Origin of the sequence: Rosistilla ulvae, assembly GCF_007741475.1 — a bacterium.
GTDB classification, from domain to species: Bacteria; Planctomycetota; Planctomycetia; order Pirellulales; family Pirellulaceae; genus Rosistilla; species Rosistilla ulvae.
The window spans coordinates 5,248,462-5,273,140 of record NZ_CP036261.1 but is presented as its reverse complement, the minus strand read 5'-3'; the positions used below and the strand labels follow the sequence as shown (position 1 = coordinate 5,273,140).

At 57.9% G+C, this 24,679-nt stretch carries 20 protein-coding genes; 10 read left to right on the top strand and 10 right to left on the bottom strand.

Going from position 1 to position 24,679, the window contains the following annotated elements; translation table 11 throughout:
• Window positions 1-457: 457 nt before the first annotated feature.
• Complete coding sequence (locus tag EC9_RS18580; protein WP_145347569.1) at window positions 458-1,531, bottom strand: transposase; 1,074 nt, start codon at window positions 1,529-1,531, stop codon at window positions 458-460.
• A 121-nt stretch (window positions 1,532-1,652) separates the two neighbouring features.
• Between EC9_RS18580 and EC9_RS18575 the strand changes: the two genes are divergently transcribed.
• The 4 genes from EC9_RS18575 (at window position 1,653) to EC9_RS18565 (ending at window position 4,668) form a co-directional block, all read left to right on the top strand.
• Window positions 1,653-2,060, top strand: coding sequence for a hypothetical protein (locus tag EC9_RS18575; protein WP_145347567.1), 408 nt, complete (start codon window positions 1,653-1,655; stop codon window positions 2,058-2,060).
• Window positions 2,035-2,505 carry a hypothetical protein gene (locus EC9_RS26615; protein WP_218934251.1) on the top strand — a complete coding sequence of 157 codons (471 nt, stop codon included), beginning with the start codon at window positions 2,035-2,037 and terminating at the stop codon, window positions 2,503-2,505. The genes EC9_RS18575 and EC9_RS26615 overlap by 26 nt, the downstream gene beginning before the upstream one ends.
• Before the next feature lie 37 nt (window positions 2,506-2,542).
• Window positions 2,543-3,658, top strand: coding sequence for a lipase family protein (locus tag EC9_RS18570; RefSeq protein ID WP_145347565.1), 1,116 nt, complete (start codon window positions 2,543-2,545; stop codon window positions 3,656-3,658).
• 86 nt (window positions 3,659-3,744) lie between these two features.
• On the top strand, window positions 3,745-4,668 hold the full coding sequence (locus tag EC9_RS18565; protein ID WP_145347563.1) for a hypothetical protein: 924 nt from the start codon (window positions 3,745-3,747) through the stop codon (window positions 4,666-4,668).
• Between the two features lie 450 nt (window positions 4,669-5,118).
• Here the strand turns inward: EC9_RS18565 and EC9_RS18560 are convergent, their stop codons facing one another.
• A complete protein-coding gene (locus EC9_RS18560) occupies window positions 5,119-5,898 on the bottom strand; it encodes a M90 family metallopeptidase (protein ID WP_145347562.1) in 780 nt (259 codons plus the stop codon).
• Window positions 5,899-5,909: 11 nt separating this feature from the next.
• The gene (locus EC9_RS18555) at window positions 5,910-6,563 is read right to left on the bottom strand and encodes a BON domain-containing protein (protein WP_145347560.1); all 654 of its coding nucleotides are present in this window, start codon (window positions 6,561-6,563) and stop codon (window positions 5,910-5,912) included.
• 252 nt (window positions 6,564-6,815) lie between these two features.
• Between EC9_RS18555 and EC9_RS18550 the strand changes: the two genes are divergently transcribed.
• The 3 genes from EC9_RS18550 (at window position 6,816) to EC9_RS18540 (ending at window position 11,555) form a co-directional block, all read left to right on the top strand.
• On the top strand, window positions 6,816-8,726 hold the full coding sequence (locus tag EC9_RS18550) for a hypothetical protein (RefSeq protein ID WP_145347558.1): 1,911 nt from the start codon (window positions 6,816-6,818) through the stop codon (window positions 8,724-8,726).
• Between the two features lie 133 nt (window positions 8,727-8,859).
• Window positions 8,860-9,252, top strand: a complete 393-nt coding sequence (locus EC9_RS18545) for a hypothetical protein (protein ID WP_145347556.1) — start codon at window positions 8,860-8,862, stop codon at window positions 9,250-9,252.
• A gap of 47 nt (window positions 9,253-9,299) precedes the next feature.
• The gene (locus EC9_RS18540) at window positions 9,300-11,555 is read left to right on the top strand and encodes an efflux RND transporter permease subunit (RefSeq protein WP_145347554.1); all 2,256 of its coding nucleotides are present in this window, start codon (window positions 9,300-9,302) and stop codon (window positions 11,553-11,555) included.
• Here EC9_RS18540 and EC9_RS18535 read toward each other — a convergent pair.
• Together EC9_RS18535 and tsaB are read right to left on the bottom strand one after the other, a co-directional pair.
• Complete coding sequence (locus tag EC9_RS18535; protein WP_145347552.1) at window positions 11,552-13,453, bottom strand: 6-phosphogluconolactonase; 1,902 nt, start codon at window positions 13,451-13,453, stop codon at window positions 11,552-11,554. The genes EC9_RS18540 and EC9_RS18535 overlap by 4 nt on opposite strands.
• Window positions 13,454-13,501: 48 nt before the next feature.
• The gene (tsaB, locus tag EC9_RS18530) at window positions 13,502-14,284 is read right to left on the bottom strand and encodes a tRNA (adenosine(37)-N6)-threonylcarbamoyltransferase complex dimerization subunit type 1 TsaB (RefSeq protein WP_218934250.1); all 783 of its coding nucleotides are present in this window, start codon (window positions 14,282-14,284) and stop codon (window positions 13,502-13,504) included.
• 160 nt (window positions 14,285-14,444) lie between these two features.
• Between tsaB and EC9_RS18525 the strand changes: the two genes are divergently transcribed.
• Both EC9_RS18525 and EC9_RS18520 read left to right on the top strand, forming a co-directional pair.
• A complete protein-coding gene (locus EC9_RS18525; protein WP_145122845.1) occupies window positions 14,445-15,197 on the top strand; it encodes a metallophosphoesterase family protein in 753 nt (250 codons plus the stop codon).
• A gap of 120 nt (window positions 15,198-15,317) precedes the next feature.
• Entirely contained in the window at window positions 15,318-16,067 is a 750-nt protein-coding gene (locus EC9_RS18520; RefSeq protein ID WP_145347548.1) for a metallophosphoesterase family protein, read from the top strand.
• On the opposite strand, the gene EC9_RS18515 is transcribed toward EC9_RS18520, so the two are convergent.
• Window positions 16,064-17,707, bottom strand: coding sequence for a sodium:solute symporter (locus tag EC9_RS18515; protein WP_145347546.1), 1,644 nt, complete (start codon window positions 17,705-17,707; stop codon window positions 16,064-16,066). The genes EC9_RS18520 and EC9_RS18515 overlap by 4 nt on opposite strands.
• A 3-nt stretch (window positions 17,708-17,710) precedes the next feature.
• Window positions 17,711-18,391: a GntR family transcriptional regulator gene (locus EC9_RS18510; protein ID WP_145347544.1), complete on the bottom strand. Its 681-nt coding sequence runs from the start codon at window positions 18,389-18,391 to the stop codon at window positions 17,711-17,713.
• Window positions 18,392-18,615: 224 nt separating this feature from the next.
• Between EC9_RS18510 and EC9_RS18505 the strand changes: the two genes are divergently transcribed.
• Window positions 18,616-19,629: a sugar phosphate isomerase/epimerase family protein gene (locus EC9_RS18505; RefSeq protein WP_145347542.1), complete on the top strand. Its 1,014-nt coding sequence runs from the start codon at window positions 18,616-18,618 to the stop codon at window positions 19,627-19,629.
• Between the two features lie 6 nt (window positions 19,630-19,635).
• Here the strand turns inward: EC9_RS18505 and glpK are convergent, their stop codons facing one another.
• Genes glpK through EC9_RS18490 form a run of 3 tightly spaced genes read right to left on the bottom strand, consistent with a single transcriptional unit; the run spans window position 19,636 to window position 24,676 of the window.
• Window positions 19,636-21,132, bottom strand: coding sequence for a glycerol kinase GlpK (gene glpK / locus EC9_RS18500; RefSeq protein ID WP_145347540.1), 1,497 nt, complete (start codon window positions 21,130-21,132; stop codon window positions 19,636-19,638).
• Window positions 21,129-22,688 carry a glycerol-3-phosphate dehydrogenase/oxidase gene (locus tag EC9_RS18495; protein WP_145347538.1) on the bottom strand — a complete coding sequence of 520 codons (1,560 nt, stop codon included), beginning with the start codon at window positions 22,686-22,688 and terminating at the stop codon, window positions 21,129-21,131. The genes glpK and EC9_RS18495 overlap by 4 nt, the downstream gene beginning before the upstream one ends.
• A complete protein-coding gene (locus EC9_RS18490) occupies window positions 22,685-24,676 on the bottom strand; it encodes a thioredoxin domain-containing protein (RefSeq protein WP_145347536.1) in 1,992 nt (663 codons plus the stop codon). Before EC9_RS18490 ends, EC9_RS18495 begins: the two co-directional genes overlap by 4 nt.
• Window positions 24,677-24,679 lie beyond the last annotated feature (3 nt).

Here is a 24,679-nt window from a genome sequence, read left to right as displayed (position 1 = left end):
TTGTGCGTTGGCAATCCATGTAGATTTGATTCTCGCTTTAGTTTTTTTCGCGAATCCATCAAGCAGATGAAGTCCGGCAGGGGGCCTCCACAAAATGCTTGCCGTCGCAAGGGACGCTACCCTCGAATGACGTAGATACGGCGCAGCGAGAAACTCTGGCGTCGCGGTACATTCTTTTGCTTTCGGTTGAAAAGGGCAAAAGATGGCAAAAGAGGGGAGGAGGCAAAAGGACACGCATGTTCCTTTCGTGCTGAGTAATTCTGGCGGGTGTTTGGGGTTCCTGCTGGAGGGTTGCGGGGTGGGGGCGTGTCGTAGTTGGGAGGGGCGGTTTTGGTGGGGTGTGGCGTTGCTCTTTGTGTGGTCTGGGCTGGTTGGTGGATGGGATTTGTGGGGGCCTTGCCTAGCGGTAGCGCTGTGACGTCGAATGTTGCAGTTGGGGTAGCCCGACGGAGGGGGGCTAGTCGGGTGGCTGCGGCGATAGGTTGCGGAAGTGGTGGCCGGTTGCGGTTTTGACTGCGGCGACGGTCTCGTTGTTGGTGGCAAAAAAGCTGCCGCGGAGACTTTTGCTGTGGAGCATCTTGTCGGTCTTAGCTTGCCAATCTCTTTGCGTCGATGACAGTCGCTCGAAAACTTCTTTCATTCCGGCTTCCATGTTTGCTTTGCCATCGCGATACATGCGGCCGGTAGCGTCTAGTAATAGCAGATAGCTGCCCAGCGGAAACGATTCCAACATCCCCTCGCGGCAACTCGACTCGCCCCGCCCCGCGCGCTGTGCGGCTCGCCGGTCTTCGAACGGGACGAGCCAATGATCTTGCTCCATTGCGCCGGCGGCAACGCTCGCGGCGACACTTCCCCGGCGGGCCGGCTTTAACCGCTCGATTTCTTTTTCGCACTTCTGGCAAACATGCTCGACACGTTGGTGTATCGATGTGTACAAACCCTGCTCTGGAGTTGACGTGAGTCCCGCCGCCAGCGGGTTGAGATCGATGTAGGTACTCGTGGCCAGCAGCGCGTCGTCATCCAAGATCGCGATGCTCTTGTAACGCGATTCCCAAAAGGTGCCACGGCAGCCATCGGCTTTGTTGGCCAGCCTTGCCAGCGGTTCTTTGAGCGACTTCATGAACCAACCGAGGTTTTTGAGCCGATCGCGCAGCAGAGCCACTCGGCGCTCGTCCCTTGCCAGGTTCTCGACCCATTGCCGGACAACCTTTTCGTCATCCGACTTGAGCTTTTTGGGCGGGTAGACTGCGATCCATCGCCGCATGACTTCTTGGGGACTCCAGCGATCCGCATCCTCGGGATCGAGCCTGCAGAGCACGTGCAGATGATTGTCCATGACCGAAAATCCACCCACAGAAATGGCGAAGTTCGTATCGAGCAATTGCAGCCGATCCTCGATCCACTGTCGCCAGTCAGGTCGATCGGGTTGCTCTTTGTCGTGGAATAGAAACGCTTGCCGCACGCAGCGGGAGATGCAGTGATACCACCGCGTCACCTCTGGATCGACGAGATACTTGCGAGCCTTAGTCATCGGAAAAGCCCTCCGCAATTCGCCCCGTCTGAAAAGCTCCGCCCCCAATAAAGCAATCGTATTTGCAATGCAGCCTGTGGGCAATGAAAGATGCCTGTCCTAAACAGGTCTGGTTCACCGGATGCCAGACCACATCAAAGAACGTAAGGTTAACGGCCAATGCGTCGCCTGGGTCGAGAACCCAATCAATCCGTCAGAGAACTTTGCCGACCGCTGGCAGGCCGAAGACTACCCCGATCGTGAAACTAATTTTCGCGATTGGCTTAAGCAAGTTGGTGTTGAGTTGGAGGAAGCGCTCAAGGGCGGCGGGATTCATCGGGTGCTCGACCTTCTCGGGGAATCCTTGGGCCGAAAGGTTGTCGAAGCATCGGCGAAGTCACTCGGCTATGACGTTCAACGGGCTTCGTCGTCCGGAAAACTTGCGGTGACGTCTTCCACAGCAACGCTCATCACCGGCACGGCACCGATGCTGAACACGACCCCCGTTCGAGGACACACGTTCTATGGCGACTCTAAACGCAACAAATAACGTCACGGCAGTGACCCAGTGGGGCGCGCTGAAGCGTCAATTCCCTGATGGAGTCGGCAGCGTCAAGCGGAACCGGCTTCGTTGGGATATGCAAATTCAACCGACAACACTGAGTGATGTTTACGACATTCGATTGCACTACTCGCTGGAGCGAGTTCCAAAGGTATTTGTACGATCACCTGATTTGATTCAACCCGCCGACGATCCAATTCCCCACCGGTACGGCGACGGTTCGTTGTGCCTCTACTTGCCAGGAACCGGTGAGTGGGACCGTGGAATGCTCATGGCTGACACGATCATCCCGTGGGCAAGTGAATGGCTCTACTTTTACGAAACTTGGCTTGGGACCGGTGAATGGTGCGGTAGTGGCCATGGATCGCCCAAACCGGACGAGGCCGAATGCGAACGTACACGAAGCAAGGCGTGTGCTCTGTATCCAAGATGAAGCCTTTTCCTTCTGTTTTTAGCCATCGAGTTGCATTATGAATCTTCTGACATCAAACCTGTGGCCCATCTGGGTCTTGTTTTCGATTGCCGGTTGCGGTGGGCTCTACCGTTTGACGAAAGGCGAGTCGCCCCGTAATTGGTTCGCTTTCGCTACATTTTTGGGTGGGCTGTTGCTGGTCGCAGGAGCGATCGTCGCTAACTCGACACCAGGTGGGATCGACGTCATCGACGACGATCCGTGGGACATTGATCCCGTGCCGCCCGTCATCGCCGACTCCGATGTTGAGAAACTGCGGCAGTGGTGGGACAGCGAAGGGACAGCCAATTGGCCAGCTTCCGAAGTCCTGGCGGAGATCAGCGACGTCGCCTACGAGACGCCGGTTGATGCGAGTCGATCGCTGCGTGGATTAGGTTTCGATACCGTGGAGACGGTCGAGTCGAACACGATGCTTGGCTACGTGGCCATTCAAGACGATGTTGCCGTCATCGCATTTCGTGGCAGCGAGAACCAAACCGGCGATTGGCTAACCAACATTTCGCGAGCACCAACACGCATCGCCGATGGCGACGTCCACTCCGGATTCTGGTCGCGATACCAAACGCTGAAGCGGCAAATCGAGACGGCACTGAGAGGTCACGACGTGCAGCATTTGTGGGTGACCGGTCACAGCCTCGGCGGTGCTCTTGCCCTTTGCTGCGCCCATGATTTCGATGCAAATGGTCGGCAAGTTGCTGGTGTGATGACTTTCGGGCAACCGATGATCGCACGCCAGTCGCTAGCCGACCACATCGACGATCAACTGATTGGGCGATATGCGAGGTTCGTCAATAACGACGACTTCGTTGCACGGATCCCACCGAGTTACCGCCCCAGCGGTCGTTTGGTTTGGTTCACGCCCGATGGATTGAAGCGATCGCCTCGAAAGCGTGTCGCGTTCGGAGCCCCCAGTGATACCGAAGAGCCAGCCGACATTGCGGAGATCACTCCGGCGAGCGACGTCGAGCTACAGCAATGGGTGACGGATCAACAGCAACCCGCCCCGCAAGTAAACGACCGCGGCGAAGTGCTATTGCAAGGCAGTTCACCCTACATCGCCGACCATTCGATGGTTTTCTATATCGAACAGGTCTTGGGGCTCTTGAAAAAATGAAAACAACATTGCATAGGCGTGTTCAGGCTTCTCGCAATCAAAGCCCGATTCCGCTTCTCAAAACTACTTGACCAACAGCAATCCAAATGACACGAGAAATCACGCCGACATCGCAGGCCGACATCGTCAAGTTTCTTGAAAAGGATTCCTCGTTTGCCTTCGAGATGCAAGTACGTAAGCTCTTTGCCGCTAAACGACTTCGCTACCGCCATGGTGGAACGTACGACGACCCAATCGAGCGCAAGCCACGTCAGTTTGACTTAACCGCCGATCTTAACCTTGTCGATGGCTACCTTCCTGTCAGGCTTCGCATGGCGATTGAGTGCAAGTGCCTGAGTGAGTTCGCGCCCATGCTGGTTTACCGTTCGCCACGGTCCGCGTATGAAGCCGGACACTGTGTTGTCGCTAGAACTTGCGGTGATCGAAACGTCGTCCGGGAAGCAATCCAGCATGAACAAGCATTGCCAATTCTCTCGAGCGAGACAGGTCAGTTTCCTAAGGCTTGCACGTTGGAATTTCAGCCGAGCCGCAGCATGTATTCGTCTGGAGAATTTGTGGGCAAGTCGGCCGAGTGCATTACCAAGGACCGCAACGGAAACATCAGAGGCGGAGACAAGGAAATTTATCCGCGTTGGACACAGGCTTTGCAGTCCGCAACCGCAATGCTGCCCGAAGTAGTGAACGGCTACTCCGATGAAAAAGCGATCGTCATCAATTGGATCGTCCCGATCTTGGTGGTTCCGGACGATCGGCTCTTCGTCGTCGACTTCGATGACAGCGGTGTTCAGACGCAACCTCCGGCGCCAGTGGATCGAACGTCGTTTTTCGTCGACTACACACCATCCGGCATTTCAATCGCTGGTCCCGAATTCCGATTCGGCCACTTGGAGATTATGACCTTTTCGCACCTGAAATCGTTCGTTGGCAGAGCAACACATGAGGACATGCGTTTCTTTGTCGACGAACACCTCAACGAACACGAGTGTTTCAATCAGCTTTCCCGGTTCTAGCTTTGTCGCAGAGACAAATTGATTGAATTGAAATTTGTGATTTTGGGCACAGGCAAATTTGGGAAGTCCCGAAGGGGACAACCACAAAATGATTGCCGTTGCAGGGGCGGATGCCCTGAATTACATAAATACGGCACTGCGAGAAACGCCTACGTCGCGGTATCTTCTTTTGCTTTCGGTTGACCACTGGAGGGCTTTGTGATGGCTCGGCAATTGCGGGGTGAGGTGATCGATCCGGAACAGGTGCAGATCCGGAAGGGGACATCCAAAAAATGATGGGCAAAGTGTGGCTATCCCTGAATCGTCTGATCCCAAATCGGATAACGCGAATCAAGCAGGTCAGCGACGCGACGACGCGAATTCTTGAAGAGCCGATTCCCGTCGTGCGAACCTGCGGATCGAACCTGTTCCCATTAAGGCGACGGAATACTCGGTGCCGGAGAGAGCGATCTAGCCGTCGAAACGCGCGGCGGGATTTTGGCGATAGTACTGCGAGAAGATCTCGTACAGTTCCGGATGTCGGGCGCGGAACGATAGCGGGCGTTCGAAGAAGGTTTCGGTGGCGACGGCGAAGAATTCGCTTATATGTTCGGCGCCGTAGCTGTCGAACACGTGAGAGCGTCCGTATTGGCAATCGGATACCAATTGTTCGTACTCGCGGTCGATGATCGCTTGCCAACGGTCGAACTGAGCTTGTGTTTCCAGTGGCGGCGTTCCATCGACGACGCGTCCGTTGAGCATATCCAGTTGATGTGCAAATTCATGCAGCACCAGATTGTTGCCATCGTTGTCGCGGACGCCATCCTCCATCACATCGGCCCAGGAAAGGATGACTGGACCGCGATACCAAGCCTCTCCCTCGCGATGCGAGACGCCTTCCATCAAGACTCCCGATCCGAGCGACGTGTGACTCTTGCCCGTATAGACGTCGGGATAGACGAGGATCGATTGAACCATGTCGAAGAATTGATCGTTGAAGCCGAGGCACAGCAGGCTGATCTGGGCTGCGATCGTGACGCGGATCTCATCGCTGATGGTAAGGCCCTGACAGCCTTCCCAGTTCTTTTCGGCGATGAAAACAAGAGCGTCCGATTCGAGCTTGGCTCGCTCGTCGCGGTTCAACCGATGCACATAAGCTACGTTGCGATCGATGATCTGCGACCAATCGCTGCGCATCGGTTGCCGACGAATGCGGTCGCGCCGCCGCCGTGCAATCCAGCTGAAAATCATCGCAGCGTCGCCTACTCAGCCGAACCGGGAGGAATCAGTTCGCCCAAGCCTTCGACGATCAAGCGGTTGTCGACTTTCGACACGCCCGGTTCCAGACGCATCAGCATCTCTGCCATGCGACGATCTTTCTCCGTCTTGACGCTTCCCGATAGCACGGCGGTGCGGTCGTTCATTTTCAAACGGACCTCGGTCATGCGAGCAGCGACGGGCAGATTGACCAAGCGATTTTGAATCGTCGATTGCCGCGAGGCCACACTCGGCCGGGTAACTTCGATGTCGCCGCGGAGACGCGTGCGAAAGGTTTTCTGGTTCGCTTGCGACTGACCTTGAGCCCCGGCGCCGAACAATTGATTGAACGCCCCGCCAAAGGCTCCTCCCATCGCACCGCCACCCAACGCGGTCGATCGCGCTCCGGTGCTGCCGGCAGCCGCTTGGCCCTGAGTGCTGAACGCCGGGACGGTACTTCCGGAGGCACCGATCGTGCCATCGCGCTGCACGCCCCCGGCAAACGCCGTGTCGACGTCGATCGTCGCCAATTCGCCGTTGGCGGCTTGCCCCGTGGTGGCCGCGTTTCCTCCTGAATTGGCGGTGTTCCCTTGAGCGTGGACGCTCGCCACCAATCCAGGTGCTGTCAGCAGGATGCTGATGGTGATCAGATGCTTCATCGGGTTGGCTCGAAATGCGGTTTGAAACTTATACAACCATCGTACTCATGATTTCGGCTGTAGCGAACATGCCGCACAAACTTGCGACCTCAGTAACCGATTGTATCGATTATCGCAAAGATGCCAAAAATTATTCTTGTGTCGGCCAAGTGCGGCAATAAACCCACGAATACAATGGATTCACGCGAGCACTCCCCCCAAATTGAGTCCGCTCGACCCGGTAACTCAAATCTTCCAACAGGTGGCCTACGAATGCTTTTCTCCATCCGCTGCGGAATATCCGCATGCCTGCTATCGCTATTGACCGTATCGGTTTCGCTCGGCCAGTCCGAACCGCGGCCGACCGCCCCACGGTTGCTGCCGAGCGATTCTCTGGCCTATTTCCGGATCGACGATACCGCCGCTTACCGCCAGATCTTGCGAGAATCATCCGCCGGGCGAATGGCTGCCGATCCGCAGGTCCGTCCGTTGGTATCCCAAGTCTATACAGGGGCTCAGGATTTGTTCGCCAATCTGAGCGAGCAGCTTGGCGTGACGTTGGACGAATTGCTCGCGATCTCCCAGGGAGAGCTTTCGGTCGCGTTGGTGCCGAGCGATGCCGAGGCGCGGATTCAGCGGATGAAACAGACGCCGGCCGACGGCGATGCGACGGAAACCAAGCCTGGGGCCGACGATGAGTCGCCCGAAGCGATCCGCGAGCGTTTGCAGCAAAAAAGCCGGGAACAGCGGCTGACGACGCGACTCGCCTTTGGCGTCGTTGCGATCATCGAATCGGGAGACCAAACGCCCGTGCTGCGTCGATTGTTGGAGACCGCTGAAGGGCAGATGACAAAAAATGGATTCCGCCGGACCGTGGCAACCGAACAGGACGTCGAGATCGTTTCGCTGCAGCGCGGCAATCGCCCGCAATCGATGCACTACTTAATCCACGAGGACACTTTGGTCATCGGCAGCGATCTCGATTCGGTCCGCGACATATTGATGCGTTGGAAGGGATCGCTCAACGACGAACGCCTATCGGGCAACTCGAACTTTACGACTGTGATGAGCCACTGCGTAGGAACGGAAGAGACGCGTCCTCAGCTGACCTTCTACGCCGATCCGTATGGAATCCTCGACAAAGCGACGGCTGCCGGCGGCGGGGCGGGTATGGTCCTGTTCATCATCCAGAACCTGGGGCTCGAGGGAATCAAGGGGATCGGCGGCAGTATTTTCACCGGGGGAAAACGCTTCGAAACGATCTCGCACGTGCATCTGTTGTTGGATCCGCGACGCGGCGGAGTGCTGTCGGTCGTACGGCCGCAACAGGGCCCCGTCGGACCGCCTAGCTTTGTCCCCGCCGATGCTACTGGATTCATGGCGCTCAACTGGGAAGTCGAAAAGTCACTCGATGGTGCGCGACGTGTCTACGATCAGATCCGTGGTGCAGGCAGCTTTAACGAAGATATCTTTGGGAAAGCGAACCGCCAGCTGAAAGTCGATCTGCAGACCGACCTGATCACTCAATTGACCGGACGCTTCACCACGTCGCGATGGATTGAAACGCCAGCCCGATTTGGAAGCCAAGTCAACTTGTTTGGCGCTCAATTGAAAGATCCTGTCGCCGCAGAGGAGACGCTCGGCAAAGCGATGGCCAATCTGCCCGACTGGAATGAGGAGAAGTTTGCCGGAGTGACGCTGTATGCTGGACGCGAGGCGAAGATTCCCGAGGCGATGCAAGAATACATGCGTAGCGGGCAGCCGCACATTGCGATCGTGGGAGATCATTTGGTTTACACCGACAGTCGCCAGTTCCTGGAACAGGCGATCAAAACTGAAACGGGGAACGGACCGGGCGCGATCTCGAATCTGATCGAATACGATTTGATCGCCGGGGAACTGTCGGGTCAATTGGACGGTCGCCCGCCGTTCATGTTCTCTTTCACCCGTCCCGAAGAATCGTTCCGGGCTGTTTACGAAATGCTGAAGGCACCGCCGATGCGTGAGGGGCTGCGTCGACTGGCCGAAAACAATCCGGTCGCCAAGATGTTCCACCAAGCATTGGAGGACAACGACCTGCCGCCGCTTTCGGTTTTCACTCAATATATGGCCCCGGCCGGTTCGTTCGCCTACGACGATACCAGCGGTCTACACATGGCCAGCTTTGGGCTGAAGAGCGAATAGAGCGAGCGTTGCGGGGTGATTGGGGCTGCGATCCTGGGCTGATCCGATCTGTTCAGCCGCACCCCAATCCGGTACGTTGAATTCGTCGGCTAATTTACGTTTACGCCCATTCACCTCCCATTCGGCAACTGCCATGAAAGCTTTCTCTGTCGCATTGATCGGTCTCGCTGTTTTGCTTACCGGTTGCGATGACCAGTCGTCGCAAAAGTCGGAGAAATCCGATGGCATCGATATCAAATGGCCTGGAGGTGGTTTCTCTTACGATGCGGAGAACGGCGTTCAGGTCGATGCGCCGGGCGTCGATGTCAACGTGAAACCGGGGCAGCGTGTCGACGTAAAAGCCGGTGACGTCGAAGTCAATCACGAATCGGGACGCGGCGTCGATGTGAAGACGCCTAACGTGAAGGTCAAAGCGAATCACGATGGCGACGTCGAAGTCGACACGCCGAGGGTGCGAGTCGACCGCGGTTCGGATGGTTCTCTGGATGTCTCGACTCCCGAATCTCGCCACCAAACCGACCTGTAGCACCTGCGTTTGGCGAAGCTTGAAGTCGGTTAGGGAGAACACGACGGATGCGAATCTGGGCGCGATTGACTGTCGGTCAGCCGATCCTCTTCTTGTGCATCGTGCTGGCGGTGACCGTCGGCTGTGGCATGGGCCTGCTGCGACTTCGCTTCGACACCTCGCCCAACGCTGTCTTTTCGTCCAACGACCGCTCCAGTCATCAGCTGAGCGATCTGCACGAGGTCTTCGGTCCCGATGACAACGATCTGTTGTTGATGATCGAAGGGGATCGTCTGTTAGAACCGCGATCGATCGATCGCTTGCGCGGCCTTCGCGATCAATTGCAATCGCTTGAAGATGTCGCCGGAGTCGCAAGCGTCTTCGATTTGCGCCGCGGCAGCGCGATGTTGCCGGTGCTGCCCGAAGCGATTCCGCCGGGCTGGGACGCGGAAAAGATTCGCCACGACCTGACATCGCATCCGTCGGCCGCGGGTCAATTGATCAGCGACAGCGGCGAACTGATGGTCTTCTGGGTGCTGTTAAAAGGAAGCGATCTAACGCAGTCGCAGATCGGATCGGCGATCGCACCGATCGACACCGTGATCGAAGGCTTTGAAACCGACAGCGGTCTGCGCGTTTGGAAAGCGGGGCATCCGGCGATTCGCGACGGCGTGTTGTCTTCGATCCAAGGATCGCTGTTTTACGGATCGGCCTTTGCCATGATCGCCGGCATGACCGCGTCGCTGCTGCTGTTCCGTGGCCTGGCTCCGGTTGGCGTCTGCATGTTGGGGCCGACGCTCGGATCGATCTGGACGTTTGGCTTGATGGGCTGGTGCGGAGTCGCCGTTGGCGGTCTGACAAGTTCGCTCCCTTCGCTGATCTTCGTGATCGGCCTGACCGACGCGATCCATCTGCTGTTGGCAGCGAATCGACGCTTGGCGGCCGGGCATACGCGACGCCGCGCGATCTATGCGTCGTTGTTGCGAGTCGGCCCGGCGTGTCTATTGACTTCGCTGACGACGATGATCGGTTTTGGTTCGCTGCGATTGTCGCGGTTGGATGCGGTCGCTGAGTTTGGTTTATGGGCCGGGATCGGCGCAGCGGCGGCCTTGATCGCCGATCTTTGCGTGCTGCCGTTGGCGATTCGCTTCCTGCCCGAATCGCATTTGCACAGCCGCCGCGGGAGCAGCGTCCCGTGGATGGAAGGGATGATGGCGGGAGTTTCGCGGATGCCGCTGCGGGTTCCGATCCGCGTTTCGCTGCTGGGAATCGTTGCCTTTTTTGCGATGTTGCCGTTTGCCATCGATCAGAAAGTCGACATCCGCTGGACCGAAGCGATCCCCGAGGCGGATGAGACTAACGAGGCGCTGCGGCTTGCCGATGCGGAGCTTGGCGGCGCCCTGCCGGTTCTGATCATCATCCGCTGGCCCGAGACGTTGTCGTTCCCGGCGTCGGAGATCAACGTCGTTGCCGGGCGGGTTTCCAAAGCCGTGAAGACCACGGCGGGCTTCGCCCCGCCAGCGTCGATCTACAACACGTTGGCCGGATTCCCGGGGCGCTCATGGGAGGAGAAGTATCAATTCATCGAAGGACGTCGTGGCGCTGTCGATCGAATTTTTAACCCGGTTCAGCGGCAGATGTTAGTCAGCACGCGGGTTCCCAACGATGGAGCGATCGCGTTGGAGGAGCGTCTGTTGCGGTTGGATGCCGAACTGCAACCGATCATGGCAACACATCCCGATTTCGAAATCGAAGTCACCGGCACCGTCGTCGCTGCGGCGCAAAACATGCGAGCTGTAATCGGCGACTTGGCTCGCAGCCTATCGGCGGCCAGCGTCTTGATCTTCGCAGTGATGTCGATCCAGTTTCGATCGCTGTTGATTGGACTGATCAGCTTCATCCCCAACATGTTGCCGCTGTTGATCACCGCCGCCGGATTATCGATCTTGGGCTATCCGCTGCAGATCACTTCGGCGCTGACCTTTTCGCTGTGCCTTGGCCTGGCGGTCGACGACACGATCCATGTGATCACGCACTTTCAACAGGATCGCAGACCGACACGATCGGTCGCCGAATCGGTTCGCATCACGATGCTCCGCGTCGGGCCAGCGCTGCTGCTGACGACTGGGATCTTGGTCGCTGGATTTGGATCGATGCTGTTGAATCCAATGCCCGCGATCAAGTTGTTCTCAGCCCTCTGTTGCATCACGATGATCGCCGCGTTGATCGGCGATCTGATTCTGTTGCCTGCGCTGCTGATGGTTGCATTTCGCAAGCGGGCTCCGCTTCGCTGGCCTCGCCGCGCGATGGTGCCAACGCGTTAGATCGGTTCGCCGTTCCAGCGCGTGAAGGCTTCCAACGCGTAATATTCTGGCAGCCCACATTGGTTGTAAGCGTCGGCGGTGCCGCGGTTGCGGTCCTCGGCACGCTGCCAGAATTCGCGTGGATCGCTGCCGGGGAACAAGGCTTCGTCCTTCTGGCTCTCGTGCATGAAGATCGCTTTGCGCTTCAGCTCCAAATCGTCGGGACTCAACGGTACCGCGATCTCGATCTCGTGCAACGCGTATTCCTGCCAAGCCCCGCGGTACAGCAGCACTTCGGGAACCGGTTGATTCTTTTCCTTCAATCGTCCCAACGCCAGGAAGATCGCTTCGGCGCAAACGCGGTGCGTGCCGTGAGGGTCGGCCAGATCGCCAGCGACAAAGACGACGTGTGGTTTCACTTTCAGCAACAGATCGTAAATGATCTGCACGTCGTCTTCGCCGACCGGATTTTTGGTGACCGTTCCGGTGCGGTAGAAGGGGAGGTCCAAGAAGTGCAAGTTCTCTTCTTGGCAGCCCGCTTTGACAGCCGCCGCACGAGCTTCGCTCCACCGGATCAGGCCTTTGATTCGCTGGATCTCCTCGCAATCGGGCTGCCCCGGTTGCTTGGAATCGAGACCGCGGCGGACCTGTTTTTCAACTTCCGCCGACCGATCAAGATCGATGTTGAACAGCCGGTTGTATTCGGTCACCAGATCGGCGACGCGGAGCGCGTCGTGATCGAAGACGGCGATGTTGCCGCTGGTCATATAAGCGACATGCGTCTGATGGCCGTCTTCGACCAAGCGGATCAAAGTGCCGCCCATGCTGATCACGTCGTCGTCGGGATGGGGGCTGAAGCACAAGCAGACCTGATCGTCGCGACCTGCCGGATGGTAATCGATCGTGTCCATCATCATCCGAAAGACGCGATGAGCCAATCGTTCGGCGGGACCGTAGTGACGCAGCAGTTGATGCAGGTCGTTGACGCGGAAATCGTTGTCGTCCAGTTTTAGCAGCGCCTTGCCGGCGACTTCGCTGAGCCACAGGACCGCCCGTTTGATCATCGGTTCGTCCCACGACATATTGCCCAACAACCACGGGGTCGCGATGCCGGTCAGCATCCCCGCGGCGGGTTGGTCCAGCAACAGTTCGAGGTTGGGATGTTCTTGCAGGAAGCTGGCGGGAACGCGATCGGTGATTCCCCCTTCAAACGCTTCGCGGACCAGCCCGGCCTTGTGTTCTCCCAACGCCAGGCAAAGGATCTTGCGAGCGTTGAGGATCGTTTCCAAGCCAGCGGTGACGGCGTGGGTCGGAACGTACTCCTCGCCGAAGAAGTCGCTCGCGGCGGCACGGCGGGTGACCGGATCGAGCGTACACATCCGCGTATGGCTGTTGCGAATGCTGAAAGGCTCGTTGAACACGACGTGCCCGTTGCGACCGATGCCACAGACGACGATGTCCAATCCGCCGTCGTCCTGAATCGCTTGTTCGTAAGCGTTGCAGACCGATTCGATCCGGTCGACGCTGACGGTCGTGTCGGGGACCAACACGTTTTCCGCGGGGATGTTAACGTGGTCGGTCAGATAGTGGCGAATCGAAGTCAGATGGCTCTGCGGACTCTCGGGATTCAGCCCGATGTATTCGCCCAACAGATAGATCTTGACGTTGGAGAAGTCGAGCTTTTGCTCGCGGTGCAACCGGATCAATTCGCGGTACGTGCCTGTGGGGGTCGAACCGGTCACCAATCCCAAGACGGTCTGCTTGCCAGCTTGATTGTGCGATTGAATCGATTCAGCGATCGCGGCGGCGGCGTACGCGGCGAGATCGCCACTGCGATCAAAGGCGAGCGTGGTGACGGCGGTTCCGTCGACAAAGCGGCTGTGGTCGGGAGCGGTAGAACTGGAGCTGGATGCGAGCAAGGGATCGGCCTTGGGTGGAAAGGGGACAATCGAGCCGCATCAATTGTGTCAAATTTTCTTTGCTTGCGAATACGTGCCAGCCGAATTTTGGCGATTGTCTTTTTCGTCCGCCATTTCTTCGGCAGCACTCTTACGAAGGTAACGCGGCACCAACGACCAGTAATCGTCCCGCTTGCCTGATTGATACATCTTCCAAGCGAGCCGTCCAAGCGTCGCCGCCATCGGCCGCGGCCAGCCATCAAAGGTCGTCCCATATTCGACCTCGCTGGCGGCGGAAGGTTCCGTTGCCGAAGCGTCCCGATTCGGCAGCGGTTCCGCAACGCGGCGTCCTACCGCGTAAATGTCCATCGCCGCCTGTAAATCATCCCATCGGCTTCGGTCGACAATTTCAGTCGCGGTATCGGCCGGGTCGATTTGTGCGTCCAGGGGCTCGGTGCGGATGAACAACTGGCCACGATAAGCGTTGGTGCAGACGGCGATCCGTCGCGCCGCCGCGGGGAATTGCTCGGGGTTCGCCAGCCAAGCTTCCCGCTGCTGCTGGCAGATGATCGCCAGCGAATCGACGGCGACAAGGTCGGCTTTCAAAGCAAAACAGAGCGTTTTTGCCGCGGTCACTCCGATCCGCAGCCCGGTGAACGATCCCGGTCCCACCGAGACACTGACCAGGCCCAGCGGCGGATCGCCGGCCGGAATCGACTGCAGTAAGGTCTGAATCGCGGGGGCAAAGCTGGCCGTTGTGCGCTGCTCGACCGTCAAATTCAGTTCGCGGACCAGGTGATTGCCTTGTAACAAGGCGATCGAGGCTTCACGCCCGCTTGTTTCAATTGCCAAATGCCAGATCATTGTGGGATTGTGCCCGGAAAAACGTAGAATTTACAATAGCTTGTTTCCCGTAACGAGGGACAAGAGGAATAGCATGTGGTGGAACTCTCTACAACGACGGGCTATAGTTTCCCCTTGAACAAGCGTTCCATCCACGAGGTGCATTAGCGTGAAGCGAGCTCTGATTAGCGATATCCATGGAAATCTGGAAGCCCTGCGCGCTGTCCTTGCCGATATCGATTCGCAAGACATCAGCGAAATTGTCTGTTTAGGGGACATTATCGGCTACGGTCCCAATCCATGCGAATGCCTGGATCTCGTGATGAAACGCTGTGCCATTACGATCCTGGGCAACCACGATCAGGCGGCGCTGTTCGATCCCGATGGCTTCAATCCCGTCGCCCTGCAAGCGATTTATTGGACGCGCGACAAATTGGACAGCGGCCCGGCCAGCGAATCGAATCGCCGCTGGGATTTTCTTGGCACCCTGCCCCGTCTACACAAAGCCGAACCGTTTATGTTCGTCCACGGCAGCAGCCGCGATCCAACCAACGAATACGTCTTCCCCGAATATGTCTACGATCAGCGGAAGATGGAAATCTTGTTCGCTCGTATCGAACATTACAGCTTCCAAGGCCACACCCACCTTCCAGGTGTGTTCACGACGCAGTGTGAGTTCCTGACGCCCGAGGAATGCAATTACGAATACCAGCTGGGTCCCGAGAAGATGATGGTCAACGTGGGCAGCGTTGGACAGCCGCGCGATGAAGATCGCCGCTCCTGCTACGTCGTCTTGGACGACGAATCGATGAAGATCGAGTTTCGGCGGATCGAATACGACGTCGAAAAAACGGCTCAGAAAATTTACGACGAACCCGATCTTGCCAACATGTTGGGTGATCGTATTAAACTGGGGCGGTAAAGACGACACGGCTTGGAACTGCGAGACTCCAGCCGATGCTCGATTTGAATAATCTGCCGGGGCTAGCCCCCTGCTGCAACACCAGCCGCCGTCGCGGCTGATTGAAACTAGGAATACTCCATGCCGCGTCAGGCGATCGTTAGCGACATCCACGGAAACCTTGTCGCGCTTCAAGCCGTGCTCGCCGACATCGCCGAGCAAAACGTCGACTCCATCGCCTGTCTTGGAGATGTGGTGGGCTACGGTCCGCAACCATGTGAGTGCTTGGACGTCGTGGCGGGATTCGAATTCACGATTCTCGGCAATCACGATCTCAGCGCGCTGTTCGATCCCGAAGGTTTCAACGCCGCCGCCGAACAAGCGATCTTCTGGACCCGGCGCCAGCTGGAAAACGGCACCGACAAAGAGGCCAGCCGCCGCCGTTTGGATCTGCTGTGCAATCTGCCGCGGACCTATCGCCGCGGCGGCATGTTATATGTCCACGGTTCGGCGCGGGGACCAACGACCGAATACGTCTTTCCCGAGGACACCTACAATCCTCGCAAGATGGAAAAGATCTTCTCGATGGTTCCCGAGGTCTGCTTCCAGGGGCACACCCACGTCCCGGGGGTCTTCACGCACGAGAATCAATTCGTTCGCCCCGATGAAACCGGTCACGTTTACGAACTGTCGGGGAAGAAGGCGATGGTCAATGTCGGTAGCGTTGGGCAACCGCGAGATGGCGATCCGCGCAGCTGTTACGTGATCGTCGAAGATCATCGGCTGGAATTCCGCCGCGTCGAATACGACATCGAAAAGACGGTTCGGATGATCGAAGCCGAAGCCGACCTCGATAACTTCCTTGGCTATCGGCTCCGCGAGGGCCGTTAAGCATCCTTCGCCGGCGGCCGCATGCCGCTCGTCGCCAGCCCGGCAATGCATCCGATCACAACGATGCTTACCGTTCCCACAACGATCACCAAGAACTGGTGAAACGGGCTCTGTAATTCGGCCAGCTCCTCCGGCCACAGACCGCTTGTCGACAGCACCATCCACGCGATCACAAGCGAACCGCTGCCGACCGCTGTGATCGCGGCTCGACTGTTCGCTCGTTGGCTGATCAGCCCGAGTAAGAACAGTCCCACGATCCCGCTTCCCAAAACGCTCGACAACGTCCACCAGACGTCCAGCGCACTTTCGGTCAACCGAACCAGGGCGATCGCCATCCCCGTCCCCATCAGGCCCCAGACGACGGTCGCGACGTGCAGCACCCGCATCCGTTGCCGATCGGTCGCTTCGGGGCGAAAAAATCGCTGGTAGAAGTCGCTCATCACCAACGTCGCCGAAGAGTTCAGCGAGGTGGAGACGGTGCTCATCGCGGCAGCAAAGACCGCGGCGATCAACAGTCCCGAGAGCCCCTGCGGCAGGTGAGCCGAGATGAAGTGCGGGAAGACGCGGTCACCCAGATCGCGCGGCGTAAGCGAAGCCGCGGTCGTGGATAGCTGTTCCTGATAGCTGGGCGAGTAGATTTCGACGTTGTCGGCCGACAGGGTGAACTCCGGATCGACGCCTTGCTGCATCAATAGCTGGCGAGCGACGATCTGCCGGACTTGGTCGAGGTCGTCGGGATAGCTGGAGTACCAGGCGAACAGAGATGTCCCGATGAAGAAGAACAACGCGCTGACCGGAACGTACAGTCCGGCGCTGATCCATAGACTGCGAGCCGCATCGCGATCGCTCTTCGCCGCGATGTAGCGTTGGATGTAGCTCTGATCGATACCAAAGTTCTTCAAGTTTTCGAACAGTCCAAACAGCAGCACGATCCAAATCGTTGGCTGCGAAACAGTCCAGATCTCGCTGCTGCCAAGGGAGAACTTTTCGGAATCGTTTGCGATTTGAAAGACCTGCCCAGGACCTTCGGGAAGACCGACCAAAATCACCGCCACGGCGATCAACGCTCCGGCCAACAGCACGATCGCCTGGATCGCATCGGCCCAGATCACCGCCACGATCCCGCCGATGAACGCGTAGACGGTCACGACGATTCCGGTGCAGACGATAATCCAACGGATGTCCCAACCGAAGATCACCGCCATCGGCAGCGCCATCAGATACATCACCACGCCGATCCGAGCGATCTGATACAGCAGATAGAACGCGCTGGCATAGACACGCGCCCAGGCGCCGAAGCGACGTTCCAGCAGCGCGTAGGCGGAGACCTCGCCGGTCGAACGGTATAACGGAACGAAGTACCGTACCGCGACCAGCGCAGCGAGCGGCAGGGCTAGCGAGAAGACAAACGGATTCCAATTGTCGACAAACGATTTGCCCGGCAACGCCAGGTAGCTGATGCTGCTCAAAAAGGTCGCGAAGATCGACAGTCCGCACAGCCAACCGGGAAGCGAACGGCCGCCGGTGGTGAAGTTGTCCGACGACCGGCTGTTCCCGGAGAAGTAGAGTCCGATGCCGATCACGCCGACAAAATAGAGGATCAGTACCGACCAATCGATGATCGTGAATTGCGCTTGCATGGTCTAACTTTCGTCGATTGCTTGGAGTGAGGCTTTGAGCCCGCGGCTGATATGCGTCGCCGAGGCAGAGCGTGATTTTTTGACATCGCCCGCTTGGATTGCCGTCAGAATCTGGAGATGGTCGTCGCAGGTGCTGCGCATCGTGGCGACATCGTAGCGGTGGCGGCGGATTCCGAACACGCGAGTCAACACGTGCGAACGGACCGCCGTTCGCGCGAGCGCTTGGTTGCCGGTCGCTTCGATGATCAACATGTGGAAGGCAAAGTCGGCTTTCTCAAACTGGGCGGTCATCCGTTTGTTGGCGAATTCGGAACTGGAATTGGCCAGTTGATCGGTCAACGCGAGCATCCGGTCGACTTGTGCCTTAATCTGATTCAACTGCTTCGTCGCCGCTCGCTCTGCTGCCCGAGCTGCAGCGTACGGTTCGATCGCTTCGCGAACCTCATACAGTTCGATCAATTCATCGCGGTCGATCTTGCGAACGATCGCGCCGAGCTGAGGCACCAGATCGACAAGCCCTTCGTTGACCAATTGCCCAACCGCTTCGCGAACCGGCGTCGCGCTGATCCCTAATTCCTTGCCGATCGGTCCATACAACAGCCGCGTTCCCGGTTCGAATTCCCCCGCCAGCAACTTGCTGCGGAGATGGCGATAGACGCGGCCTGCATTGGTTTCGACTGTCATCGGTAGATTCTCTGGCGACAGAATTAGAGGATGAGTAGAAGACCACAGCGAAGCCATTGCGGAGTATCGATTGCCGCAAGTCTATAGACTAAGCGGAAGACTCTCTCACAGCAAGCGTTGCTACACCGCTCATTTGTCGCGACGCTGCGATTCCCGTTGTGGTATCATATCGCAACCGATGTGCTTTGGGGGCCCCGTATTCTCGATCTCGATAGGCGATGCCGATGCAACCCGAATCCTCCCTGAAACGACGCGATCTGTTGACCTATGCAGCTTTTGGCAGCGCCGCCTGGGCTGTCGCCAGCCGAGCCGATGGAGCGGGATCGACAGCGGTTCAGGGAGAATCGGCCACTCCGCCGCGGCCCCGGTATGCGATGAAGAAGTCGATCAATTTGTGGGCCTTCCCCTATCCCGATAAAATGTCGCTGCGGCAGTGTATGGAACTTGCCAAAGCTGCCGGGTTCGATGGCATCGAACTTAATTACGATCTCGACAGCGAACTGTCACCCAAGTCGGGAACCAAAGAATTCCATGCGATCCGTCGGATGGCCGACGAGATCGGGATTGCGATCAGCGGCGTCTGTTCGTTCCTGTTCTGGCCGTTTCCGCTGACCAGCAACGATCCCGCCGAGCGAGCGCGCGGAATGGAGCTGGCCGGCAAAATGACGCAAGCCGCTCACGATCTGGGGACGGAAAATTTGTTAGTTGTTCCCGGAGCGGTCCACATGCCGTGGCGAGCCGATCACGATCCGACGCCCAACGATGTCTGCGATCGCCGGGCCCGCGAAGCGATCGGGAAACTGTTACCGCAAGCCGAAAAGCTCAACGTTTCGCTGAACATGGAGAACATCTTCTTCAACGGCTTTTTGATGTCGCCGATGGAGATGGCCGACTTTGTCGACAGCTTCTCCAGCGAACATGTGAAAGTCCATTTCGACACCGGCAACATTATGGAGTACCAGTTCCCCGAGCACTGGATTCCGATCTTGGGCAAGCGAATCAAGAACGTTCATTTAAAAGAGTTCACAAAAAAGGGAAGCGACCATTCGCTGGAGGCCTTCCGCCCGCTGTTGGATGGGACGACGAACTGGCCCGCGGTGCTGGCCGCCTTCGACCAGATCGGCTACGACAGCTACCTCACGTTCGAATACTTCCATCCCTACCAACACTTCCCCGAAGCGTTGGTCTACCAGACCGCCGATTCGTTGGACCGGATGTTGGGGATCAAGCAGGGCTGATCCGGCCTACGAGTTCGCCCAGCCTTTGGAGCGTTCGACGGCCGTTTGCCACTTGTGATACCGCGACTCGCGAATTTTGGAATCCATCGCGGGCGTGAACTCGCGATCAAGCGCCCAGTTCTCTTTGACGGCTTTCAGATTTTTCCAATAGCCGACGGCAAGTCCCGCCAGATACGCGGCTCCCAAAGCCGTTGTCTCGCTGACCTTCGGGCGTTGCACCACGGTATCCAAGATGTCGGCTTGGAACTGCATCAACGCGTCGTTGCAGCAAGCCCCGCCATCGACCTTCAGAATTTTAAGCTTAGTCCCGGCGTCCTGCTGCATCGCGTCGAGCACATCGCGGGTCTGAAAGGCCATCGATTCGATCGACGCTCGAGCGATATGAGCCGCCGTGGTGCCGCGTGAGATTCCCAGGATCGCTCCGCGGGCATGAGGGTCCCAGTGCGGTGCTCCCAGCCCAACCAAGGCGGGCACAACGATCACGTCGTCCGCACCGTCGACCTTCGATGCCAGCGCTTCGACGTCGCCCGATTCCGCGATAATTCCCAGCCCATCTCGCAACCACTGCACGATCGCTCCGGCGACAAAAACCGATCCTTCCAGGCAATAGGTCACCTTGCCATCGATTCCCCAGCCGATCGTGGTGAGCAATCGGTTGTCAGAAAGCTCCGGTGTTTCGCCGATATTCATCAACATGAAACATCCGGTGCCGTAGGTGTTCTTGGCGCTTCCCTCTTCGAAGCAACCCTGCCCAAAGGTCGCCGCCTGTTGGTCGCCGGCAACACCTGCGATCGCGATTGGCCCCCCAAAAAACTCATCCTTCGTTTCGCCAAAACTGCCGCTCGATGGGAGCACTTCGGGCAACATCGCGCGCGGAATGTCGAGCGCCGTAAGCAGTTCGTCGTCCCAGTCGAGGTCATGGATGTTGTACAGCAGCGTTCGGCTGGCGTTGCTGTAATCGGTAACATGCTTCCCGCCGGTCAACCGCCACAACAAAAACGAATCGACGGTACCAAACAGGACCTCGCCTCGTTCGGCTCGCGCTCGCAATCCGGTGTGACGATCGAGGATGTACTTTATTTTGGTCCCCGAAAAATAGGGATCGATCAAAAGCCCTGTCTTGTTTCGGAAGGTGTCCGCCATTCCGTCACGCGTCAATTGATCGCAAAGATCGGCGGTGATCCGCGACTGCCAAACGATCGCATTTTGAATCGGCTTGCCCGTCTCGCGGTCCCAGACAACAACCGTTTCGCGTTGGTTGGTGATCCCAATCGCAGCGATGTCGTCGTGCGTTAGTTTCGCTTCCTCCATCACTTGGCGAGCGACTGCCAGTTGGCTGCTCCAGATCTCCTCAGGATCGTGTTCAACGTGCCCCGGTTGCGGCAGGATCTGCCGAAACTCCCGCTGAGCCACTCCACGAATCTGTCCCGAATGATCGAACAGGATCGCTCGACTGGAGGTTGTCCCTTGGTCCAATGCCAAAATGAATTTTGTCTTCTTCAACTCGCCACCTGTTTTCCAAACATCGTTATCAAGCGCTGCTCACACTCAGCAACTTCCTGCCCCACGCTCGCGGCTTCCAAGATTCCGGCCGCCACCATTCGCGATGTCAGTTGGTCTAACGTGGCTCGCGACAGCCGTGGATGATACAGCAACATCAACCGACGCTCCACCAAATCGCCCAAGCGGCGAACGTGTTCGTCGGCGATGATCGCATCGACAACGGCCAGCGGAATCTGGGTGCCGACAAGCATTTCACCATCGTCGGCCGCAGATGACGCTTGGCGGCAATCCTCGTGACCGGGAAATGGACGATCGCGGCCAAGGTCTTGCACCTCAAAACCGACTCGTTCGGCCAACCACTCGGCCGTCTCTTCGGCCAAGCTGCGGCAGGTGGTCAGTTTGCCACCGATAATCGACAGCATCGGCCACGGTTGGTCGGGATGGTCGTGCAGGATATGGTTCCGCGTTACCGAAGCGGCTGACTTGCCGCTCTCGCGATACGGTAGCGGCCGCACGCCACAGTAAAAGCATTCGATATCTTGGCGACTGAATCCCGTTTGCGGAAACAGCGAATTGACGACAGCGACAAGGTAGTCGAGCTCCTCGTCGGAAGCTATCGCTTTGGCGGGGTTTTCGTCGAAGAAGATATCGGTCGTGCCGATCAAGCAGCAGTCGCCGAAGGGGAGCAAAAAGACCGGCCGGCCGTCGTCTGCTTCCGCATAAACGCCACCGCCGGCGAGCAGCTGACGCAGCTGTGGATGGAACGTGATCAGATGACTTCCCTTAGTCCCTCCCATCAATCGCTTCGAATCAACGTCGATCTTCTTCAACGCGCGATCGACATACGATCCCGTCGCGTTCACGACAGCTCGTGGTTGAAGCGTCCTCGTTGCCGCCGGTGGATACGCAAGCTGAGGCTCCAGTCGCAGCGTCGCGTCATCGCGATGTGTCATGTGGTAGGTCAGCAGTTCAAACGTGACGTCGTGTTGTTTTGCCAACGCTTCGCAATCGGCGATCATGCCGACGACAAACCGTTCGGGAAATCGGATCTGGGCGTCGTAGTAGGAGCTGAGCCAACCGTAACGCTTTGGATCGACAGGGGGGACGTCGGGGGCTGTCAATTTGCGGCGGCGATGTTTGGGCAACGTGCTGGCTCGCGCGAACAGATCGTACATCGTCAATCCGACCTGGACCAACCAAGCTCCACGCGGCTTGGGAGTGGAGCGTTTGGCCGGTATCCCAAGGAAGTTCCGCGTCGCCGCGACCGCACCGCCCAACCGCGACTGGCTGGGGATGAACAGTTCCAACGGTTTGACAAACTGCGGCGCCAGCTTCAGCAACCGCGAGCGTTCGTCCAACGATTCGCGGACCAAACTCACTTCGGCGTATTCTAAATATCGCAGCCCGCCGTGGATCAGGCGACTGGAATAGGCAGTCGCCCCCGAAGCGATGTCGGCCGAATCGACCAACACGACCGATTGGCCATTGATCAACAGTTGTCGCGCGATCGCGACGCCGTTGATGCCGCCGCCGAGGATCAGGATCGGGTCATTCATGGTTTGGTTTCAGCAAGGATCTTGGCCATCGAGACCGCCGCGCGAGGCGCCGATGTGGGAGAGCGTTTCAGCAGACCAGCCACATTTGCGATCGTTCGCTGGGCGTAGTCGCGATATTGTGTCGGCGATTCGATGTGCTCGTCGAGATACAAAAGGTTCTCGGCGGCGACGCTGTTCCCCGATGGGATCGCGCTGTCGACGGGATCTTTCGCCCGCGCGATCAACGATTGATGATCCTGCGAGGTGAAATAGAAGCCGTCGCGTTGTTCATCCCAGAACTGGGCGATCTGAATGTCGGTGAGTGTTCTCGCATCGTCGAGCCACTGCGGCTCGCCCGTCGCTTGATGGATCGCGATCAATCCGTCGACGAAAAATGCATAATCGTCGACGTAGGCGTTAAGCTTGGCCTGGCCGGCTGAATAGGTTCGCAGGAGCGTGCCGTCGGGTTGCCGCAACGATTTCAACACAAACGTGGCTGCTCGTTTAGCGACCTCTACGTATTCGAGCTGATCCAGCAGACGACCGGCATCGGCGTAGCCACGGATCATTAAACCGTTCCAGGACGTCAAGATCTTGGTGTCGGTTATCGGAGCGGTTCGTTCCGCGCGATCCGCCAGCATCGTGGCTCGCAATGGCGCAAGCGTCTCTCGCAACGAGGCCGCATCGAGACTCAAAGGTTTCGCAATCGTTGCCAGCGGTTCGTCGGTCTGTGGCACGAAGAATTCGCCTTCAAAATTTGGCTCGCCATCCAGTTGATAAGTCGCCGCAAATCGGGCGTAGTTTGGATCGGCAGAAAACGCTTTCAGATCGTCTTTCGTCCAACGATAGAAAGCTCCCTCTTCCCCTTCGCTGTCGGCATCGATCGCCGAATAGAAGCCTCCTTCGGGCGACAGCATCTCGCGCGACGACCAAGCCAACAGATCCTCGACCACCCAGCGGTATTCGGGATTGCCGGTCAATGCGAACGCTCGAGCGTAGACGCTGGCCAGCTGGCCGTTGTCGTAGAGCATCTTTTCAAAGTGTGGGATATACCAGAATCGATCGACGCTGTAGCGATGGAAACCGCCGCCCAAATGATCCTGGATCCCGCCGGCAGCCATCTTGTCGAGCGTGCGGGTAAGCATCGCAAGGGCTTGGTCGCGAACCGGTTCGTCGAGCGATTCGTCGGTTGCCCGGTGCAGCAGGTAGAAGAGGTTCGAAGGCTCGGGGAACTTCGGGCGATTCGATTGGTTTTCGACAAATCCGAATCCGCCGTGTTCGGCATCATACTCTTCGGCCAGACGCTGCCCGACGCGTGTGACCAGTCCTACCGAAGGCTTTGCGGCGGGAAGGACCGATGCCAGGTCCATCTGCTTCTGCAGCGCATCGGTCATCTGGTCGCCGCTGGCAAGGATCTGTTCCTGGTCCCGTTCCCAAGCCGTCTGGATCGCCTGGATCAACGAGAGAAAGCCGGGGGCTCCTTCGCGATCGCCATCGCGGGCGGGGAAGTAGCTGCCGCCGTAAAATGGTTTTGCGTCGGTTGTCATAAAGACCGACATCGGCCAGCCGCCGCGCTGCGTCAACAGTTGGACCGCTTGCATGTAGATCGCATCGACGTCGGGCCGCTCCTCGCGATCGACCTTGATACAAACGAAGTGCTCGTTCAGGTATTTCGCAATCTCCACATCCTCGAACGATTCGCGTTCCATCACGTGGCACCAGTGACAGCTGCTGTAGCCGACCGACAGAAAAATCGGTTTGTTCTCCGCCTTGGCTTTGGCAAACGCTTCGTCGCCCCACGGGTACCAGTCGACCGGATTGCGAGCGTGCTGCAACAGATAGGGACTGGTTTCGGCAGCTAAACGATTTGGCGGATGCTGCTTGCCCGGCGGCTCATCGGCCCCGGCCGGTCGTCCCGGCAGGACGATTGCGATCAGCACCGCGATGCAAAACACCGCGGCAGGGAAGGGGCGAAAGACAACCGATCGGGAGGTAGGTGCGTGCGACATGCC

What these genes read in the sequence shown, in the direction of transcription:
- EC9_RS18580 (WP_145347569.1), bottom strand. Translation starts at nt 1,531, where the DNA reads ATGACTAAGGCTCGCAAGTATCTCGTCGATCCAGAGGTGACGCGGTGG.
- EC9_RS18575 (WP_145347567.1), top strand. Translation starts at nt 1,653, where the DNA reads ATGCCAGACCACATCAAAGAACGTAAGGTTAACGGCCAATGCGTCGCC.
- EC9_RS26615 (WP_218934251.1), top strand. Translation starts at nt 2,035, where the DNA reads ATGGCGACTCTAAACGCAACAAATAACGTCACGGCAGTGACCCAGTGG.
- EC9_RS18570 (WP_145347565.1), top strand. Translation starts at nt 2,543, where the DNA reads ATGAATCTTCTGACATCAAACCTGTGGCCCATCTGGGTCTTGTTTTCG.
- EC9_RS18565 (WP_145347563.1), top strand. Translation starts at nt 3,745, where the DNA reads ATGACACGAGAAATCACGCCGACATCGCAGGCCGACATCGTCAAGTTT.
- EC9_RS18560 (WP_145347562.1), bottom strand. Translation starts at nt 5,898, where the DNA reads ATGATTTTCAGCTGGATTGCACGGCGGCGGCGCGACCGCATTCGTCGG.
- EC9_RS18555 (WP_145347560.1), bottom strand. Translation starts at nt 6,563, where the DNA reads ATGAAGCATCTGATCACCATCAGCATCCTGCTGACAGCACCTGGATTG.
- EC9_RS18550 (WP_145347558.1), top strand. Translation starts at nt 6,816, where the DNA reads ATGCTTTTCTCCATCCGCTGCGGAATATCCGCATGCCTGCTATCGCTA.
- EC9_RS18545 (WP_145347556.1), top strand. Translation starts at nt 8,860, where the DNA reads ATGAAAGCTTTCTCTGTCGCATTGATCGGTCTCGCTGTTTTGCTTACC.
- EC9_RS18540 (WP_145347554.1), top strand. Translation starts at nt 9,300, where the DNA reads ATGCGAATCTGGGCGCGATTGACTGTCGGTCAGCCGATCCTCTTCTTG.
- EC9_RS18520 (WP_145347548.1), top strand. Translation starts at nt 15,318, where the DNA reads ATGCCGCGTCAGGCGATCGTTAGCGACATCCACGGAAACCTTGTCGCG.
- EC9_RS18515 (WP_145347546.1), bottom strand. Translation starts at nt 17,707, where the DNA reads ATGCAAGCGCAATTCACGATCATCGATTGGTCGGTACTGATCCTCTAT.
- EC9_RS18510 (WP_145347544.1), bottom strand. Translation starts at nt 18,391, where the DNA reads ATGACAGTCGAAACCAATGCAGGCCGCGTCTATCGCCATCTCCGCAGC.
- EC9_RS18505 (WP_145347542.1), top strand. Translation starts at nt 18,616, where the DNA reads ATGCAACCCGAATCCTCCCTGAAACGACGCGATCTGTTGACCTATGCA.
- EC9_RS18495 (WP_145347538.1), bottom strand. Translation starts at nt 22,688, where the DNA reads ATGAATGACCCGATCCTGATCCTCGGCGGCGGCATCAACGGCGTCGCG.
- EC9_RS18490 (WP_145347536.1), bottom strand. Translation starts at nt 24,676, where the DNA reads ATGTCGCACGCACCTACCTCCCGATCGGTTGTCTTTCGCCCCTTCCCT.